At 41.5% G+C, this 17,398-nt stretch carries 19 protein-coding genes; 10 read left to right on the top strand and 9 right to left on the bottom strand.

Annotation, left to right across the window (positions count from 1 at the left end; all coding sequences use genetic code 11):
* Nucleotides 1-197 precede the first annotated feature (197 nt).
* A complete protein-coding gene (locus tag ABH008_RS00205) occupies nt 198-1,424 on the bottom strand; it encodes an isocitrate dehydrogenase (NADP(+)) (RefSeq protein WP_347987861.1) in 1,227 nt (408 codons plus the stop codon).
* Nucleotides 1,425-1,525: 101 nt separating this feature from the next.
* Between ABH008_RS00205 and ABH008_RS00210 the strand changes: the two genes are divergently transcribed.
* The 5 genes from ABH008_RS00210 (at nt 1,526) to ABH008_RS00230 (ending at nt 5,920) form a co-directional block, all read left to right on the top strand.
* Nucleotides 1,526-2,113 (top strand): MarR family winged helix-turn-helix transcriptional regulator, encoded by a 588-nt coding sequence (locus ABH008_RS00210; protein ID WP_347987862.1) that lies wholly within the window; start codon nt 1,526-1,528, stop codon nt 2,111-2,113.
* Nucleotides 2,114-2,117: 4 nt separating this feature from the next.
* Nucleotides 2,118-2,369 carry an accessory factor UbiK family protein gene (locus ABH008_RS00215; protein WP_347987863.1) on the top strand — a complete coding sequence of 84 codons (252 nt, stop codon included), beginning with the start codon at nt 2,118-2,120 and terminating at the stop codon, nt 2,367-2,369.
* A 655-nt stretch (nt 2,370-3,024) separates the two neighbouring features.
* Nucleotides 3,025-4,533, top strand: a complete 1,509-nt coding sequence (locus tag ABH008_RS00220) for a YifB family Mg chelatase-like AAA ATPase (protein ID WP_347987864.1) — start codon at nt 3,025-3,027, stop codon at nt 4,531-4,533.
* 110 nt (nt 4,534-4,643) lie between these two features.
* Complete coding sequence (locus ABH008_RS00225; RefSeq protein ID WP_347987865.1) at nt 4,644-5,252, top strand: nitroreductase family protein; 609 nt, start codon at nt 4,644-4,646, stop codon at nt 5,250-5,252.
* Nucleotides 5,225-5,920: a glutathione S-transferase gene (locus ABH008_RS00230; RefSeq protein WP_347987866.1), complete on the top strand. Its 696-nt coding sequence runs from the start codon at nt 5,225-5,227 to the stop codon at nt 5,918-5,920. Before ABH008_RS00225 ends, ABH008_RS00230 begins: the two co-directional genes overlap by 28 nt.
* Before the next feature lie 22 nt (nt 5,921-5,942).
* On the opposite strand, the gene gmd is transcribed toward ABH008_RS00230, so the two are convergent.
* Nucleotides 5,943-7,064 (bottom strand): GDP-mannose 4,6-dehydratase, encoded by a 1,122-nt coding sequence (gmd, locus tag ABH008_RS00235; protein WP_347987867.1) that lies wholly within the window; start codon nt 7,062-7,064, stop codon nt 5,943-5,945.
* 289 nt (nt 7,065-7,353) lie between these two features.
* A complete protein-coding gene (locus ABH008_RS00240; RefSeq protein WP_347987868.1) occupies nt 7,354-7,656 on the bottom strand; it encodes a hypothetical protein in 303 nt (100 codons plus the stop codon).
* Nucleotides 7,657-7,995: 339 nt separating this feature from the next.
* Between ABH008_RS00240 and ABH008_RS00245 the strand changes: the two genes are divergently transcribed.
* Nucleotides 7,996-8,550: a C40 family peptidase gene (locus ABH008_RS00245; RefSeq protein ID WP_347987869.1), complete on the top strand. Its 555-nt coding sequence runs from the start codon at nt 7,996-7,998 to the stop codon at nt 8,548-8,550.
* Between the two features lie 4 nt (nt 8,551-8,554).
* Here ABH008_RS00245 and ABH008_RS00250 read toward each other — a convergent pair whose 3' ends face one another.
* The 5 genes from ABH008_RS00250 to ABH008_RS00270 form a co-directional block, all read right to left on the bottom strand.
* Entirely contained in the window at nt 8,555-9,226 is a 672-nt protein-coding gene (locus ABH008_RS00250; RefSeq protein ID WP_347987870.1) for an NAD(P)H-dependent oxidoreductase, read from the bottom strand.
* Between the two features lie 6 nt (nt 9,227-9,232).
* The gene (locus ABH008_RS00255) at nt 9,233-9,985 is read right to left on the bottom strand and encodes a DUF5765 domain-containing protein (RefSeq protein ID WP_347987871.1); all 753 of its coding nucleotides are present in this window, start codon (nt 9,983-9,985) and stop codon (nt 9,233-9,235) included.
* Between the two features lie 167 nt (nt 9,986-10,152).
* Entirely contained in the window at nt 10,153-10,707 is a 555-nt protein-coding gene (gene rsmD / locus ABH008_RS00260; protein WP_347987872.1) for a 16S rRNA (guanine(966)-N(2))-methyltransferase RsmD, read from the bottom strand.
* Between the two features lie 2 nt (nt 10,708-10,709).
* The gene (locus ABH008_RS00265) at nt 10,710-12,005 is read right to left on the bottom strand and encodes a pitrilysin family protein (protein ID WP_347987873.1); all 1,296 of its coding nucleotides are present in this window, start codon (nt 12,003-12,005) and stop codon (nt 10,710-10,712) included.
* Entirely contained in the window at nt 11,995-13,365 is a 1,371-nt protein-coding gene (locus ABH008_RS00270; protein WP_347987874.1) for a pitrilysin family protein, read from the bottom strand. The genes ABH008_RS00265 and ABH008_RS00270 overlap by 11 nt, the downstream gene beginning before the upstream one ends.
* A 104-nt stretch (nt 13,366-13,469) precedes the next feature.
* Between ABH008_RS00270 and cyoE the strand changes: the two genes are divergently transcribed.
* Together cyoE and ABH008_RS00280 are read left to right on the top strand one after the other, a co-directional pair.
* Nucleotides 13,470-14,360: a heme o synthase gene (gene cyoE / locus ABH008_RS00275; protein WP_347987875.1), complete on the top strand. Its 891-nt coding sequence runs from the start codon at nt 13,470-13,472 to the stop codon at nt 14,358-14,360.
* Nucleotides 14,357-15,367: a glycosyl transferase family protein gene (locus ABH008_RS00280; protein ID WP_347987876.1), complete on the top strand. Its 1,011-nt coding sequence runs from the start codon at nt 14,357-14,359 to the stop codon at nt 15,365-15,367. Before cyoE ends, ABH008_RS00280 begins: the two co-directional genes overlap by 4 nt.
* Before the next feature lie 13 nt (nt 15,368-15,380).
* On the opposite strand, the gene ABH008_RS00285 is transcribed toward ABH008_RS00280, so the two are convergent.
* Nucleotides 15,381-16,025 (bottom strand): PilZ domain-containing protein, encoded by a 645-nt coding sequence (locus ABH008_RS00285; protein WP_347987877.1) that lies wholly within the window; start codon nt 16,023-16,025, stop codon nt 15,381-15,383.
* A 41-nt stretch (nt 16,026-16,066) separates the two neighbouring features.
* Here ABH008_RS00285 and ABH008_RS00290 point away from each other — a divergent pair, with 41 nt between their 5' ends.
* Nucleotides 16,067-16,657, top strand: coding sequence for a hypothetical protein (locus ABH008_RS00290; RefSeq protein WP_347987878.1), 591 nt, complete (start codon nt 16,067-16,069; stop codon nt 16,655-16,657).
* A 40-nt stretch (nt 16,658-16,697) separates the two neighbouring features.
* Nucleotides 16,698-17,177 carry an FKBP-type peptidyl-prolyl cis-trans isomerase gene (locus tag ABH008_RS00295; RefSeq protein WP_347987879.1) on the top strand — a complete coding sequence of 160 codons (480 nt, stop codon included), beginning with the start codon at nt 16,698-16,700 and terminating at the stop codon, nt 17,175-17,177.
* Nucleotides 17,178-17,398: the final 221 nt, after the last annotated feature.

Consider the following 17,398-nt stretch of genomic DNA (forward strand, 5'->3'; position numbering starts at 1 on the left):
AATTGTTTAATCAAAAAACAACATCATATTAGGTTAATGCTATAAAACCATGAAAATCGGACAGAATTATAGTCGAAATACTAGCCTGCTCCTAAAGTTGTCCTGATATATTAAAGATCAAAGTTTACTGCACCGTGAAATACAACCCTTCAACCAAATAAACACAAGACATTGAAATAAAACATAAAAAATAGAAATTAATGCCAGACTTTTTCAAGATTCGCACGTAATACTTCCAAGAAATCTTCTGTCGTTAAGTAATGACTCTCTTGAACGTTATCACCATAAATACAAAGCGCTAAATCTTTGGTCATATGCTCGCTTTCCACACTATCAATACAAACTTTTTCCAGTGTTTCACAAAAACGGATTAACTGAGCATTGTCATCCAATTTACCGCGAAACGCTAAGCCGCGTGTCCAGGCAAAAATTGAAGCAATTGGATTGGTTGAGGTTTTTTTACCTTGTTGATGTAAGCGAAAATGTCGAGTAACCGTACCATGTGCAGCTTCAGCTTCCATGATTTTGCCATCGGGAGTCATCAAGGTAGAAGTCATTAAGCCTAAAGAGCCGAAACCTTGAGCGACTGTATCCGACTGAACATCACCATCGTAATTTTTGCATGCCCACACAAATGCGCCATTCCACTTAAGTGCAGAAGCCACCATATCGTCAATGAGTTTATGTTCGTAGCTGATACCTTTGTTTTCAAACTTCTGTTGATAGTCTTGCTGATAAATAGCAGCAAAAATATCTTTAAAACGACCATCGTATTTTTTAAGTATGGTATTTTTGGTAGAAAGATACAGCGGCCAACCTCTATCTAAGGCCACATTAAAGCAACTATGTGCAAAACCCGCTATAGATTCGTCAGTGTTATACATAGCTAAGGCCACTCCATCACCCTCGAAGTGATAAACCTCATAAACCTGTTCAGCACTTCCATCATCGGGTGTAAAGCTAATATGTAATTTACCGGGACCTTTAGTCAAAAAATCAGTAGCCCGATATTGATCGCCAAAAGCGTGTCGGCCAATACAGATAGGTTGGGTCCAATTAGGTACTAGGCGAGGTATATTGGCACACACTATAGGTTCACGAAACACGGTTCCATCCAAAATATTTCTGATAGTTCCGTTTGGCGATTTATACATTTTTTTCAAACCAAATTCTTTAACCCTATCTTCATCAGGCGTTATCGTGGCACATTTAATGCCAACACCGTGCTTTTTAATGGCATTTGCGGCAGCAATGGTCACTTCATCATCTGTTTGATCACGCTGTTCAATACCCAGATCATAATATTCGATTTGAACATCCACATAAGGCAGGATTAATTTATCCTTAATAAATCGCCAGATTATGCGGGTCATTTCATCACCATCTAATTCGACAATAGCATTTTTGACCGATATTTTGCTCATAATGTATTCCTAACCGCTAAGACGTAGAAAACAGTATACCGAAAACTGCGTGATTTTGCCGTTTTCGGGCACATTGCTTCAGCTTGTGTTAAAATTAGGTAATGCAGGAACTTGATACTTTCAAGCTGATCGAGCGCATCAGTTCATTATTACGTTCAGAGGAACGAAAAAAATACGCAGCTATTGGCTTACAGCCAATTCATGGCCAAGTACTTGAATACCTTGCAAAATGTAATAAATACAGCAACACTCATGCAGCAGTTGCTGAATATCTTGGATTAACTAAGGGTACCGTTTCTCAAACCATTCAAATTCTGGAACGTAAACACTATCTTGAAAAGGAAACAGATAGCCTGGATGGTCGCGTAGTTCATATCAAACTGACTGAAGCAGGAATACGACTTATTGATGAACTAAAGCCTCTGGATATGTTCAAACAGGCTGAAACCAAGATCAGTCGACAGGAGTTTGATACTATTGGACAGGCCTTGCAAACCACTCTGGGCGTACTGCAAAAAGTGAATCATTCCAAGAGCTTTGGTTTGTGTCGTTCCTGCCAATATTTTTCTGTAGAGGAACATCATTACTTGTGCGGTTTAACCCAGCAGGCCTTGGATCGCAGTGATACCGAAAAGATCTGCCGCGAACATACACCGACCCCAAATTCATTTATAGACCAAGAGTACTAAACATATGTTTGATCCTAAATCCCTAGATAATATAGCCGAACAAATATCCAAAGCCATCCCACCTGGCTTCACTCACTTTAAAGATGATGTGGAAAAAAATCTGCACGCTCTACTTCAAAGCACACTGTCCAAACTTGACCTGGTCAGTCGTGAAGAATTTGAAGTGCAAAAAGCCGTATTGGCTAAAACCCGTAGTCGACTGGAAGCGCTTGAAAAGCAGCTTGCCGATCTGGAACAGCGCGTACTAAGCGATTAAATGCACAGCATCGCTTAGATAAGCATGTCGAGCCATGAAAGGCCTACCGGTCACGCTAACCGATAAGCCTTCACATTTCGGCAAGCTCTGGATGACCGGAGAGATAGCAATGCTTTCTATACTTATACAGCTGTTGTTTTGAGCTTTTTTCAATTGAGTTTCAAATCACTACTTAGGGCTTTGGTATCGGCATATTCAGCTTAATCCATCAAGGAATTAAAGCAACCTTACGATAAATGCATTTGTGCTTTATCAATGGCACTAACCGCGCCTTCAATTAGAATACACGTAGCTGAATCAGCGTTGAAAAGCAAAGGCTCTTTCCGAAAATCACTATCGAATGCAATCAGATCTTATCTTTTGCCTAAAACTGATGCAATTAACACATCTAAAATTGAGTTAGCAGCCCACTACTACCTTAAGTGCGCGCGTTGTTATATAGATAACCCCCTGTATTTCAGAGTAATACCCACTGAATAGAACAATCTATACAGCCATATACCAAGACTAAACAAGATTTGTGTTAGAATTTTTGGCAGAGCCTGTTTGTTACCAAGCATATACAGGTCTAAAATCTTTTTTAGCTGTCAATTACGTTTAAATACAATGCCAAAGCGTTTTTTACAGCGACAACCCCAACTTAATTGTGAACCTTATGTCTTTGGCAGTGGTGTACAGTCGCGGACGATCCGGTATAGCCGCTCCGCTAGTAACTGTGGAAGTGCAGGTCAGTAGTGGTTTGCCTGCGCTTAATATTGTTGGCTTACCTGAAACCGCCGTTAAAGAAAGCAGGGACCGAGTTCGGGGTGCTATCATCAACTCTCGTTTCGAGTTCCCTATTGGCAGGGTTACCATCAATCTTGCTCCTGCCGATCTACCCAAAGAAGGCGGGCGCTTTGATCTGGCCATTGCCTTAGGCATACTGGCCGCCTCTCAACAAATTCCCAAAAATCGCTTAGACGAATACGAATGTATTGGTGAATTATCTTTGGGGGGTGAATTACGCATGATACCAGGTGCATTACCAGTAGCCATCCAAACCCGCAATGCCAACCGGCAATTAATTTTACCCATAGGCAATGCCGATGAAGCCGCCTTAATCAAAGACGCTCAATTATTACCCGCTAACAGCTTGTTAGAAGTATGTGCGCATATTTGCGGCCAACAACTCATTGAGTTGCAAGTATCCCAACCAGAATTAATTGAAGATATTTGTGAAATCGATTTTGCCGATGTACACGGCCAATACCACGTTAAACGTGCAATGGAAATCGCAGCAGCCGGTGCTCATAACTTACTGATGCTTGGCCCACCAGGAACGGGAAAATCCATGCTGGCAGCACGTTTACCGACTATTTTGCCAGAACTTAGCGAACAACAAGCGCAGGAAACTGCGGCGATTGCCTCCATTAGCGACAAGGGACTGGATCTGTCACGCTGGCGCTTACCGCCATTCAGAGCACCGCACCATACCGCTTCAGCCGCTGCTATGGTTGGTGGCGGCAGCAATCCTAAACCCGGAGAAATTTCCTTATCGCACAATGGCACTTTATTTTTGGACGAACTACCTGAGTTTGACCGCAAAGTGCTGGAGGTATTGCGAGAACCTCTAGAAACCGGACACATTACTATTTCCCGCGCCAATCGTCAGGCCGACTTTCCGGCCAACTTTCAATTAATTGCAGCTATGAATCCCTGCCCGTGTGGCTATTTGGGCGATGCATCTGGTCGATGCCACTGCTCATCCGAACAGGTCGCCCGCTATCGCGCCCGGGTATCTGGCCCACTACTCGATCGGGTGGATATGCATCTGGACGTGCCGCGAGTGGCATTGAACATGTTACGCAAAGGCTCGGCAGAAGGCGAAGAACGCAGTTCTACAATACGGCAACGAGTAATTGCTGCTCGGCAAAAAGCATTTAACCGCCAAGGTAAAACCAATTCCGCATTAAATGCAGCCGATATTAAAGTATTTTGCGATTTACCAGAAGCTGGCCATCAATTACTGGAACAGGCTTTGGAAAAGTTTGGTTTATCACATCGCGCTTATCACCGCATTTTAAAACTGGCACGCACCATTGCAGATCTAGCTAACGCCGAAACTATATCCATTACACATTTAAGTGAAGCCATTAGTTATCGAAAATTGGATAGGACACGCTAACTTTTTTGTAAATAACCGACTTAAAGGGCCTTTCATTATTATTTTGCAGACATATTTAGTTCCGCACCACCACACCATTCTTTATCAGTGTTTCAACAACAGGAATCCCTATGCAACATAAACTAGCTACCACCCAAGTGCAAATTGATAAGCTTATTGCAAGCCGTTGGAGCCCGCGCGCCTTTGCAGCCGACCAGCCTATTAGCAATACAGATCTGATTGCCTTATTAGAAGCCGCTCGCTGGTCACCTTCCTGTTTTAATGATCAACCTTGGCGTTTCATTGTCTGCAATAAACACACGCATGCCTCCGCTTGGGAAAAAGCGTTTAGCGTAATAGTCGAAAAGAATCAGTTATGGGCTAAAAATGCCCCGCTTTTGCTATTGAGTGTCGCCATGAATAATTTTTCACATAACGACAAGCCAAACCGTTGGGCCAGCTATGATACTGGTGCAGCATCACTAAGTTTATGTTTACAGGCAAATGCGCTGGGTTTAGTTTCACACCAGATGGGTGGTTTTGATGCAGAACAAGCCAAACAGGTTTTCAATTTACCTGACAATGCCACTCCTATGGCCATGATAGCCGTGGGATATCAGGCTGACGTAAACCAATTAGCTAACGATTTTCAAAGCGCAGAAGCAGCAGATCGCAGTAGAAACGCTTTAACTAAACAATTTTTTGCCGGAGCATGGGACGAAGAATTACTGCTGAAATGACGCAACGATTTAGCTCAGACTCCACCCACCCAATACTGTACAGTTTTCGTCGCTGCCCTTATGCCATGCGTGCGCGTCTGGCTATCTGGGTTTCTGGGCTTTGCGTGGTGTTAAGGGAAGTTGAATTACGCCAAAAACCTTTAGCTTTATTGGATATTTCTGCCAAAGCAACTGTGCCAGTACTGCAACTGAAAACAGGCCAAGTACTTGATGAAAGCCTGGATATTATGTTTTGGGCTTTACAACAAAACGACCCTGAACACTGGCTTGCGCCAGCTAGCCTAAAAGAGGCTCAGTACCTGATAGACTGGAACGATACTGAATTTAAAGGTGCTCTGGATCGCTATAAATACGCTGATCGCTACCCTGACTACCCTGCTAACTATTATCGCCAACAAGCTGAATTGTTTTTAGCTGAACTTGAACAACGCTTAACTCATCAAGACTTTTTATGTGCTGCGCATTTCAGTTTGGCAGACGCAGCAATATTACCCTTTATTCGGCAGTTAGCAGCTGTAGATGACGAATGGTTTAAACACTGTCGCTATAACGCTGTGAAACAGTGGCTATTCGCATTTACAAACTCCGCAAACTTTATGGCTATCATGAACAAATATCAAGCTTGGCAAGTTGATGACCCAATAACCCTATTCTATAAAACAGCCTAAGGTTATTGGATGCGAACAGTGTTTATTCTCGACTAACCGCTACGTTATAGCCTTGATGTTTCAATAGCGCATGCTTTTGCGCTTGTTGAAGATCGTGCGCCACCATTTCACTGACCATTTCCTGAAACGTAATTTGCGGTTCCCAGCCTAATCTTTGTTTAGCTTTACTTGGATCGCCTAATAAGGTTTCGACTTCTGCAGGCCTAAAATAACGTGGATCAATTGCTACAATCGTTTGCCCAATTTGTAGGTTTGGGGCTTTATCACCTGAAATTCCAGTCACAACAGCCGTTTCTTCAACACCTTGGCCTTCCCAGCGCAAACTAATACCCAATTCTTTAGCAGCAAGTTCGATAAACTGGCGCACAGAGTATTGCACACCGGTCGCAATGACAAAATCTTCTGGTGTGTCCTGCTGTAACATCATCCATTGCATACGTACATAATCCTTGGCATGCCCCCAATCTCGCAACGAATCCATATTCCCCATGTAAAGACATTGTTCCAAGCCTAAAGCAATATTACTTAAACCACGTGTAATTTTGCGGGTGACAAAGGTTTCTCCTCGGCGAGGGGATTCATGATTAAACAATATACCATTACAAGCAAACATACCGTATGCTTCGCGATAATTGACAGTAATCCAGTAAGCATAAAGCTTGGCTACAGCATAAGGAGACCTAGGATAAAACGGAGTGGTTTCTTTTTGCGGAATTTCCTGCACTAAGCCATAAAGTTCAGAAGTGGAAGCCTGATAAAACTTGGCAGTTTTTTCCATTCCCAAAAATCGCATCGCCTCAAGTAATCGCAAAGTACCAATAGCATCAACATCCGCTGTGTATTCTGGAGATTCAAACGAGACGGCAACATGACTCATTGCACCCAGGTTATAAATTTCGTTTGGCTTTATCTCACTCAATAGCCGAGTCAAATTCGAACTATCGGTTAAATCTCCATAATGCAGATAAAATTTTGGATTTTTAATATGCGGATCTTGATAGATATGATCTACCCGTTCGGTATTAAAAAGAGAGGCTCGTCGTTTGATACCATGTACTTCATATCCTTTATCCAACAGGAATTCTGCTAAATATGAACCATCCTGACCGGTTATGCCGGTAATTAATGCGACCTGTTTTCCCATACAATTCCTAAACAAAAAAAGAAACTCATTTCCAATATTGAGTACACAAACCAATTTTTGTAATTCTACCGCAAAGTTAATAAAAGATTATTACAAAATGAATCAGCGTTATAAACTGAAGGAGGGGAATTAAATATTGATATAGAGGCATCGCTTAAAAAGTTGAAATCAACTATTACTTTCAAACATCTAATGCCTATGACCAAATATGGTCTACCAACAAATAAAACACATCAATAGTCATTGATGTGTTTTATGGAGACTAAGCCAACAATGCTAAATTTTTAAACTATGCCGCCAAGGTGGCAAGAGCAGATAAACGGCTTTCCAGTTCTGCCTCAACTAAGGCATCATAATGTCGCTGTAAGGTAAAGTCGGTTGGGCGCGGAAATAAACCTTGCTCAATTTCTGCCCGCAATTGGGTAATATAGTGGCGTCTTAGCACTGAATCTTCAGGAAGAATCAGCGCATTTTCATCAGATTGACCAGTCAGTTCCGATTTTGCTTTCAAAGCAAATTTAGCATGCCAAGTTTCAGGCAAAAATAAATAAACCGCAAACAGCAGCACCATTAACAATAAAATTTCATTCATACTTCACTCCTAAATAACCATCAAAACGGCAAAAATTAAATAAGCCCGGCTAACATTCTAGTTAACGAAGATGGCCGGCAACAGCTAACGCTAAAAAGCATACTGTTCTTTCTAGATGCTTAACAAAAAGCATCGCTCATTATACAAGCAACTTTTGCACCAATTTATGTATTTATTGAAATACGTGTATTCCTGCTATTTTTAAAACCCATTTTGATGACTATTGTCACAAAAATTGTCTCAAATACCACAAAACTTATAATGAATTAATGTTCATATTTCAGCAGAGTTACAGAAATTGGTCTAAAATTAACAACGTGTTTATATGGGAGCTGAAAAATGCAATGCATACGTGCCTTTATGCCGGGAATGAATAAATTCCCTTTAATATTGTTTGTATTGATATTGTCTGGTTGCGCAACAACCGAAAAGCTAAAACTTACCCAGCCAGCAGAAAAGTTTTCGTCTTCTGGAAATAACAAAGCCGCTCAGGAAGCTTTGCAATTACAAGGCCACCCTTATGTTCCGGGTGGAAAATCTCCCAATGAAGGCTTTGACTGTAGCGGCCTTGTATTTTATGTCTATAAAAAACAAGGACTTAATTTACCAAGAGATACCTGGTCACTTGCCAATCAGCTACCCACTATACAACTTAATCAGCGTCAACCGGGGGACTTGGTATTTTTCAACATAAACACCAAACCTTTATCACACGTTGGCATATATGTCGGACATGACAAGTTTGTACATGCCCCCAGCTCTCATACCGGCAAAGTAATGGTTTCCGACCTTAACCAGCCTTATTGGCGAGAACGCTTTACCGCAGTACGTCGTCCTTCTCACAACCCTGTTTCTTTAAACGATACTACAAACCAAATCTGTTTATTGAATTAGTGGTTTATATAAACCACTCAACCACCGATTCCATGTTTTGTCTAGTTTTTTCACGAGCAGGTATTCCTTTTCGGTAGCCAAAAGCGAGCAGATAAGCAAGCCCCCAACTTTCCAGATCAACCCCAAAATCATTTACCAACACCTGTTCCAATGCCGTCTTCTCAAATCCTTCAATTGGACAGGAATCAATGCCTATCATTGCCGCAGATGTCATCATATTTGCAAATGGCAAATAGGTTTGTCTGATTGACCATTCACTCATGCCTTGTTCGGAATCCAACAAGGCATAATCATAGCGTTGAAATTTCTCAATGATAGCTGTTCGCGCCAGTACAGCCGGCTCAGGAAAGCCCTGTACTTGACGCATAAAATTCTGCACATAATCACTGTCATAACGCATAAAACAACTTTTACGAAACAAGCATACAATCACATGACTGGCGGTAGGCAATTGTTTTTGTCCACCCCAAGTATGCACTCTTAACTTCTCGCGTAATTCCATATTCTGGACCACCAGAAACTTCCATGGCTCAATCCCAAAAGAACTAGGTGATAAACGCCCAGTTTCCAAAATAAAGCCAAAATCCTCATCGCTTATTTTTTGCGTCGCATCAAATTCTTTACAAGCATGCCGAAACCAATAAGCATCAATAATTTCTTGTTTTTTTATACTCATAACAGATTAGAGACTATCACCGACTTCACGCTGATAAAATGGCCATTTTTTAACATGTAAATGTTTTCTAATTGGCGTTTTAATTACCGATACACATAATGCAATGGAGAACAAACACCATACTGCACAATACTCGTTTGGATCATCAGTAGTAATATCTGAAATCCAAGGGCCTATGAGGTAATGAAAAGCGACAAAACGCCATGAACCATAAATAATAGGCATAACAAACGCAGCCAAAATATATGAAAACGCGTGCAAACCCCAGTTAAATCCGAGTAACCAAGTCACAGGGTTAGACATGAGGCCGTTTAGCGGCATTTGCCAGGCAATATGCCAATCACCAGATACTGAACAAGTCTGTACACCACAAAACCCTTCCACGCCAGGAACACAATTACCAGCCCAGGCAAATGGGAACATTTTAATTAACATTGCCAGAGAGCTAATTGCACAGAAAGTGTAGACTGTCGTTCTAATTTTGAGTTTGACACTTTCGGGAATGAAATACATAGCCACCATATTCACAAAAAATGGCTGAAAAGCAATATGCAGATACCCCAACAAGGTTAAAACCTGATTATTAGGGTTGTCACACAGATTAATATAGACATACGTTGCAGCTTGCAATAATTCCATCAATGCAAAATAGGTCAAAGGAATCCACAATTCCTTGGATTCGCCTTTATAAGCCACATAAACTGCAGTAGCCAAACCTGCCGCAGCCAATACCCCTGATGCCTCTCCACTCCAACACATGGACTTACCCCTTTGTAATTATTATGACGCGGGATAAATCCCACAAAAGCTCGGAATTATTACATAAATCTGTCGTTATGCAGAGCATTTGTCTTTTAAATATTAATTTTTTATTACATCAATCTACTCAGTGGCGTATAAAAAAGCCATCAATGTGGTGCGTAGCTCTATTTGATCACTTGAAACAAATAAAAATCGACTTGTCCTGCTGATTTTTTCTTGAGTAAATCCCAATTAGCCGGCAAATCCGACAATTCAACATTTCGTTCGGCTTCTATATAAATTTTAGCGTAATTAGCCAACCAACCTCCTTGTTCAAGTTGCTGACACGTTACAGGTATGAGATTTTGTCGAAAAGGAGGGTCTATAAACACCAAATCAAAACATTGTGGCGTTTGCTGCAAAAATCGCAATGCATCTGAAACTATTAGCTGCACCTGCTTTGCAGCTAATAGCTCAGTATTCTGCCGAAGCTTTTGACAGGCAGAGTGATTACTCTCTACCTGTACAACGCTTTTTGCACCTCTGGATGCAGCTTCAAAACTTAAAGCACCACTACCCGCAAACAGATCGAGACAACGACTATTTACAACATCTGTTTGCAGCCAGTTAAACAATGTTTCTCTGACTCTATCCGGTGTAGGCCGCAAGCCGGGAACATCATCAAAGACAATATGCCGGCTGCGCCATTCTCCACCAATAATACGCAGCTTATTACTCACCCCTACTTACCACCAACGGTAATCGTTTGTAGCAATTCTGGGCGTACACGACGTTGAAACGCATCCTTAATATCTGCTGTGGTTATAGCGTCCACCTTACTGGAAAAAGTTTCCAAATAATCTAAAGGCTGTTGATAAAAACCAATCATCGTTACGTAATCAGTTAATTTACTATTGGTATCAATACGCATGGCGAATCCACCCGTAATATTTTGCTTGGCCGCTTTTAACTCAGCATCACTCGGACCATTAGAGATAAAGTTACTCAAAGTGGTATTCATCACTTCGATAGCTTTGGCAGCTTGGTCATTCCGAGTTTGTAGACCAATAGTAAAAGGCCCCTGACGATATAAAGGTGCAAATTGACTAGAGGCACTATAAGCTAATCCGCGTTTTTCACGCACTTCATCGAACAATTTTGAGACTAAACTTCCTCCACCCAAAATATAATTTCCCACGTACAAAGCAAAATAATCTGGATCTTTACGATAGGTACCTGGCAAACCTGCTAAAACATGGGTTTGTGTAGATGGAAAATCAATATGCTGACTACTTGATTGCGTAGGCATCGTTACTAATGGAATTTCTGCAGGTTTTTCACCAACCGGCAAACCATTCAACAACGTTTGAGCAATCTGTTCTGCTTGTGTACGGCTTAAATCACCGACAATGACCACTGTGGCATTTGCAGACACATAATATTTACGATAAAAGTTCTTAAGATCATCAACTTCAAAACTCGAAACGGTTTGCACGACACCTTCTTCAGGATGTGCATAAGGATGATTATTATAGAGTGCTTTATGAAAGGCAATACTGGCAAGAGCCGCAGGTGATTCTTCTCTATGCTTTAAGGCTGCTAAAGTCAGATTTTTTTCACGCTGAAAATCCACACTATTAAAGGCAGGATGACTGACAACCTCTTGAAAGGTAGCCAATGCCTTATCTAACAGTGTTTTATCGGTAAGAGTGCGTAGCGATAGCCAAGCCATATCTTCTGACACACCGTTAGAAAATGTTGCTCCCACCGATTCAAAACGGTTAGCCACTTCATCGGTTGTCCATTCACCCGAACTATTACCCAGTAATGAAGCTGTCAAAGCTGCCAAGCCAAACTTTGTATCATCACGCGCACTACCGGCATCAAAGGTTAGACGAATATCGGTCATTGGCAAAGTAGGTGTGTATACGTAATAAACACGCCCACCTTGAGTGGTTTGCCAATGTTCAATTTTGACAGTTGCCCAACCAAGCTGACTTATAGTTAGCAGGAGTAATCCAAGCAATTTAAAACGCATGATGACCTCCAATCATTTTAGCCGGTCTGGGCGCTTCGGTAATAGGCTGGGGATCCAGATAAGCAATAGTAAGATTATCTTCAATTAAATATTTCTGTGCCACGGCACGTACTTGCTCGGCAGTCACCTGATTAAGCTTACTCAGATAATCATCGGCTTTTTGCCAACCAACGCCTACTGTTTCCAACATTCCTAACTCCATAGCCTGATAAAAATTAGAATCTTTCTGGTATACATCTTTCGCCAAGACTTGTGCTTTAATGCGCTGTAATTCTTCCTTGCTTACCAACTCAGATTTTAATTGGTAAACCTCGTCCAGCAAGGCATATTCCATATCAAATACTGTATGGCCTTCAGCGGGAGTTGCTTCCAGCAAGAATAAATCGGGTAACCGCGAGGTTAAATCATAACCAGCACCCACAGATACCGCTATTTCTTTACCGCGCACCAAATGTGTAGGCAAACGAGCACTGTTACCACCATCCAGAATGGCCGCCAACACTTCCAGCGCATAAGCTTCACTTTCTTGGGTAACCGTCTTAAGTACCGGCACTTTGTAACCCATCATGATATAGGGTAGTTTGGCAGGCGCTTTAACGGTCAATTTCCGGACACCCTTCTGTTCGATCTCATCCTGCGGTTTTAAAGGTTTAATATCACTAGGTTTTAAACCAGCAAAATATTGTTCAGCCAACTTAATTACCTGCTCTGCGTCAACATCACCCACTACTACCAGTGTGGCATTATTTGGAGCATACCATTGTTGATACCAAGCATTTAGATCTTCAACTTTGTAATTAGCTATATCCGATGGCCAACCGATAACTGGATTTTTATAAGGACTATTTGAGAATGCCACCGAGTTAAACTGTTCTTGCGTTTTAGCGCGCGGTTGATCATCGGTACGCATCCGCCGTTCTTCTGTTACAACCTGCAACTCTTTAACCAATTCTTCAGCTTTTAGATCCAGGTTACGCATTCGATCCGCTTCCAGTTTAAAACTAATTTCCAAGCGAGATTTTTCCATGGTTTGAAAATAAGCAGTGTAATCATTACCTGTAAAAGCGTTTTCCTGCCCTCCATTTTCGGCAATAATACGAGAAAACTCTCCGGCTGGATAAAGTTTGGTACCCTTAAACATCATATGTTCTAGCATATGTGAAATACCGGTAATACCACCAGGCTCATAACTGGAACCCACTTTGTACCAAACCTGAGAGACCACCACTGGAGCGCGACGATCTTCTTTCACCAATATTTTCAAACCATTACCAAAAATATGTTCATGTACCTTGCTATTCTCAGCGTGCGCGGTGAGAATCGGACAACACAACAGCAAAGCTGTAAGCCTATATTTCATACATCCCTCGTTGATAGAAAAAATGAATGCCTGTGATGATTTTAATTATCAAAGGTTCACTGTTATTCTATATGCTTAACGACATAGACACTATTCGGATTTGAATGAGCCATAAACTAACCGTACATTCCTGGAAAAATTATCTAGCACTCTGCAAACCCAGAGTCGTAGCCTTAATTGTGTTCACAGCTATCGTTGGCATGCTGCTTGCCGTACCTGGCATGCCCCCGCTCGACAAATTTTTCTATGGCACACTGGGAATCGCACTGGCTGCGTCATCAGCTGCAGCGCTCAATCATTTTATCGATCAAAAATCTGATGCCGAAATGGCTCGTACCCGCTACCGCCCACTACCGATGGGCGAACTGAATTCTTGGCATGTACTGACATTTGCTGGCATCATTGGCGTAGCCTCGATGCTCATATTGATTATAAAAGTTAATACATTAACTGCCTTTTTAACTTTTTTATCGTTGATAGGTTATGCGGTTATTTACACTGTTTATCTAAAAAAAATGACCCCCCAAAATATTGTAATTGGTGGTGCCGCTGGTGCAGCTCCACCTGTGCTAGGCTGGGTCAGCATCACAGGTGACATACATCCCCATGCACTATTACTATTCCTAATCATATTTGTGTGGACACCGCCTCACTTTTGGGCCTTGGCCATTGCCCGTCGTGAAGAATATGCGAAAGTTGATATTCCTATGCTTCCTGTTACGCATGGCGTCGCTTTCACGCGCTTACAAATTCTGCTGTATACCATCTTACTGCTTATTACTACGATATTACCTTATCTAACAGGCATGAGCGGCTTGATTTATCTATCCATAGCCATATTGCTCGGCTTTGGTTTTATATTTTTTGCGGTACAGATGATGCGTAAAAAAGATAATCAAACCGCAATGCGCACATTTGCCTATTCGATTATTTATCTAATGCTGATTTTTGCTGCGTTATTGATCGACCACTATTTTCGTTTTACTGTGTCATGAGTTTGCAAACACCAGAACATCCCTTTGCCGAATTTATCAAAATCTTAGGCAAAGGCAAAAAAGGTTCACGTCCCCTCACTCAGAATGAGGCATATCGCGCTATGCATATGATCCTGACTGGTCAGGTGCAACCCATACAACTCGGCGCATTTTTAATGCTAATGCGCATTAAAGAAGAAACCAGCGAAGAATTGGCTGGATTCGTTCAAGCAGCCAAGCAAAACATTGATGTTTCTGCCTGTCGGGTACAAGTTGACCTTGATTGGTCGTCCTATGCAGGAAAACGTCGACACTTACCCTGGTTTCTGCTTTCAACCCTATTACTTGCCAATAATGGTATTAAAGTCTTTATGCACGGAGCTGGTGGGCATACCGAAGGGCGAATTTATACTGAAAAGGTTCTGGAGATTTTGGGAATACCCGTGGCCGCCTCAATAACAGAAGCTGAACAACAATTATTGCGTTACAACTTTAGCTATCTGTCATTAGCACACTTATGTCCACAACTCTATGACATGATTAATCTTAGGCCCTTAATGGGCTTACGCTCACCAGTGCATACATTGGTCCGGCTATTGAATCCTTTGAATGCCAGCCATTGCTTACAAGGTATCTTCCATCCCAGTTACCGTCAGGTACATCAAAAAGCGGCATTATTACTCAACCAAACGCATATGGCTGTATTAAAAGGCGAAGGAGGAGAAACTGAACGTAATCCTGACGTAGAATGTCTAGTACAGAGCGTGCATGGAGAGATACTTGATGATGAGCTATGGCCCGCGATATTTACGCGTCGTCACTTAAAAGCTGAAGATCTCAATCCTCTGCAACTAACACAACTTTGGCATGGAGAAATACAGGACGAATTCGCCGAGGCCACAGTGATTGCTACCTGCGCGATTGCATTAAAACTGCTAGGCAAAGCCAATAATCAAATCGATGCGCATATGCTGGCAGAAAAGCTATGGATAGAGCGAGACAAACAATCATTGTTATTGGTAAATTGAAACAACATGAAACTTAAATAGCAACGTTTAGCGCGTTATCAATGAGCTTGTTATCTGACGCCACACCTCTTGCTTTTTGCAAAAACTGCAATCCAAGTAAGGTTGAATTGTAATCACGATCCCCCCAAATTATTTGAACTTCCCCCTGTAAATCCAACTGTTTGAACTCAAAACGCGTAACACTGCCAATTTCGAAATCAATACGATTGAGTATGCGTATCACCATACCATACACGGAAACACTCTCGGTATTGAAGCTATAATGATTATCATGAAAGAAAATATGGCCGAGGGAAACTAAATTTTTTCTGAAGACCCTGCGTTTATATAATAGCTCATCGATATTACTGGTCAGATTTCGAAACTCGATACCTAAATGAAAACCACATTTAATCGATTCAACCCTTACCACCACCGCTTCGCCAGCCAATCGCATCTCCGGCAGATAAAAATCAATCAACGGAGCGGCTTGTAAAGACTTAAATAATTCGTAGTAATCTGGTACTTGATCATTATATTGAAGTTCTGCCAGAATCCCAGTCAGAGAAACATTCAATAAACTAATTTTATGCTCAACGGAACCAATACATACCCAACCAAGTCCATGCAAAGTTTCACGCGCCATACGTGTGTCAAAAGCAGGTAATAATTCAACCATAAATCTTATCGGACATTAAATGCAAATGAGTTATTATTAGTATGTATAATAAATTTTTAAGTATTGTAAGTCTAACCCTTTTATCGGCATGTACAACGGTACCTCCCAAAAACACTGAAAATATTTGCCAAATTTTTCGTGAAAATGTGGACTGGTACACAGCGACGCTAAACTCAGCACAACGCTGGGGAGTTCCGATAGCTGTACAAATGGCTATTATCAACCAAGAATCTGCATTTAAAGCCGACGCACAACCTCCCATACCCTTGATTTTAGGCTTTATTCCCTGGTTTCGCTCCAGTAGTGCTTACGGCTATCCACAAGCCAAAGATGAAACATGGGATGAATACCAACATAATGCGGATAACAATTGGGCAAGTCGCGAAGATTTTTCCGATAGTTGCGATTTTGTGGCTTGGTATTGTGATGCAACCCACAAAAAACTTGGAATAGCCAATAATGATACGCTTAATTTATATCTAACCTACCATGAAGGAATTACTGGCTTTAAACGTAGTAGTTATGCACAAAAGCCTTGGCTTTTAAATATTGCCAAAAAAGTTCAGCAACGAGCCAAACGTTATGATGCACAACTAGCCACATGCAGAGAAGAGCTGGATGCTAAAAAATGATAAACTGATAGTGCTATAACTAAACCAATCAGGAGAATCCGTGAAAATTACTCAACAACGTATTATCGCAACTTTAATCGCCTTTCTATTAGGATTTGCAATGTTATCAATGGCTAACGCTACCACCCCCGAAGAAAACAAAGCCGCTGGAGAAGCCTTTCTAGCTGAAAACGCCAAAAAACCTGGTGTGATCACTACCAGCAGCGGTTTACAATATCAAATAATTACTGAAGGTACGGGTAAATCGCCCAGCGCCACCGCAAATGTTACGGTGCATTATCAAGGTACCACAATTGAAGGCAAGGAATTTGACAGCTCTTACAAACGTGGAGCTCCTGCCTCTTTTCCATTGAACAGAGTTATTCCAGGCTGGACTGAAGGCTTACAATTAATGAAAGAGGGTGGTAAATCTAGATTATTTATTCCATCTAACTTGGCCTATGGCGAACGTGGCGCTGGCCGCGATATTGGTCCAAATGCTGCTTTAATTTTCGATGTTGAGCTCATAAAAATTCAATAAATCTGACAAAGACACATCAAATTTCGGCACGGTTTAGGTATCAGAATGCAGATTCAAGCTCCCGTTTTTTATTGCGGAGCCAAGCCAGACCAACAAGTGCCAAAATTTGATGTGCACAAAGCATCATTTAACCAAAACTTAAACTTTTCTGCCAAGACAAACATTTACTCTTTATAATCAATAAATTAACATTAATCAGCAATAAACTCACCGCCTTGATA

The sequence above is a fragment of the Methylomonas sp. AM2-LC genome, from assembly GCF_039904985.1.
GTDB lineage: Bacteria > Pseudomonadota > Gammaproteobacteria > Methylococcales > Methylomonadaceae > Methylomonas.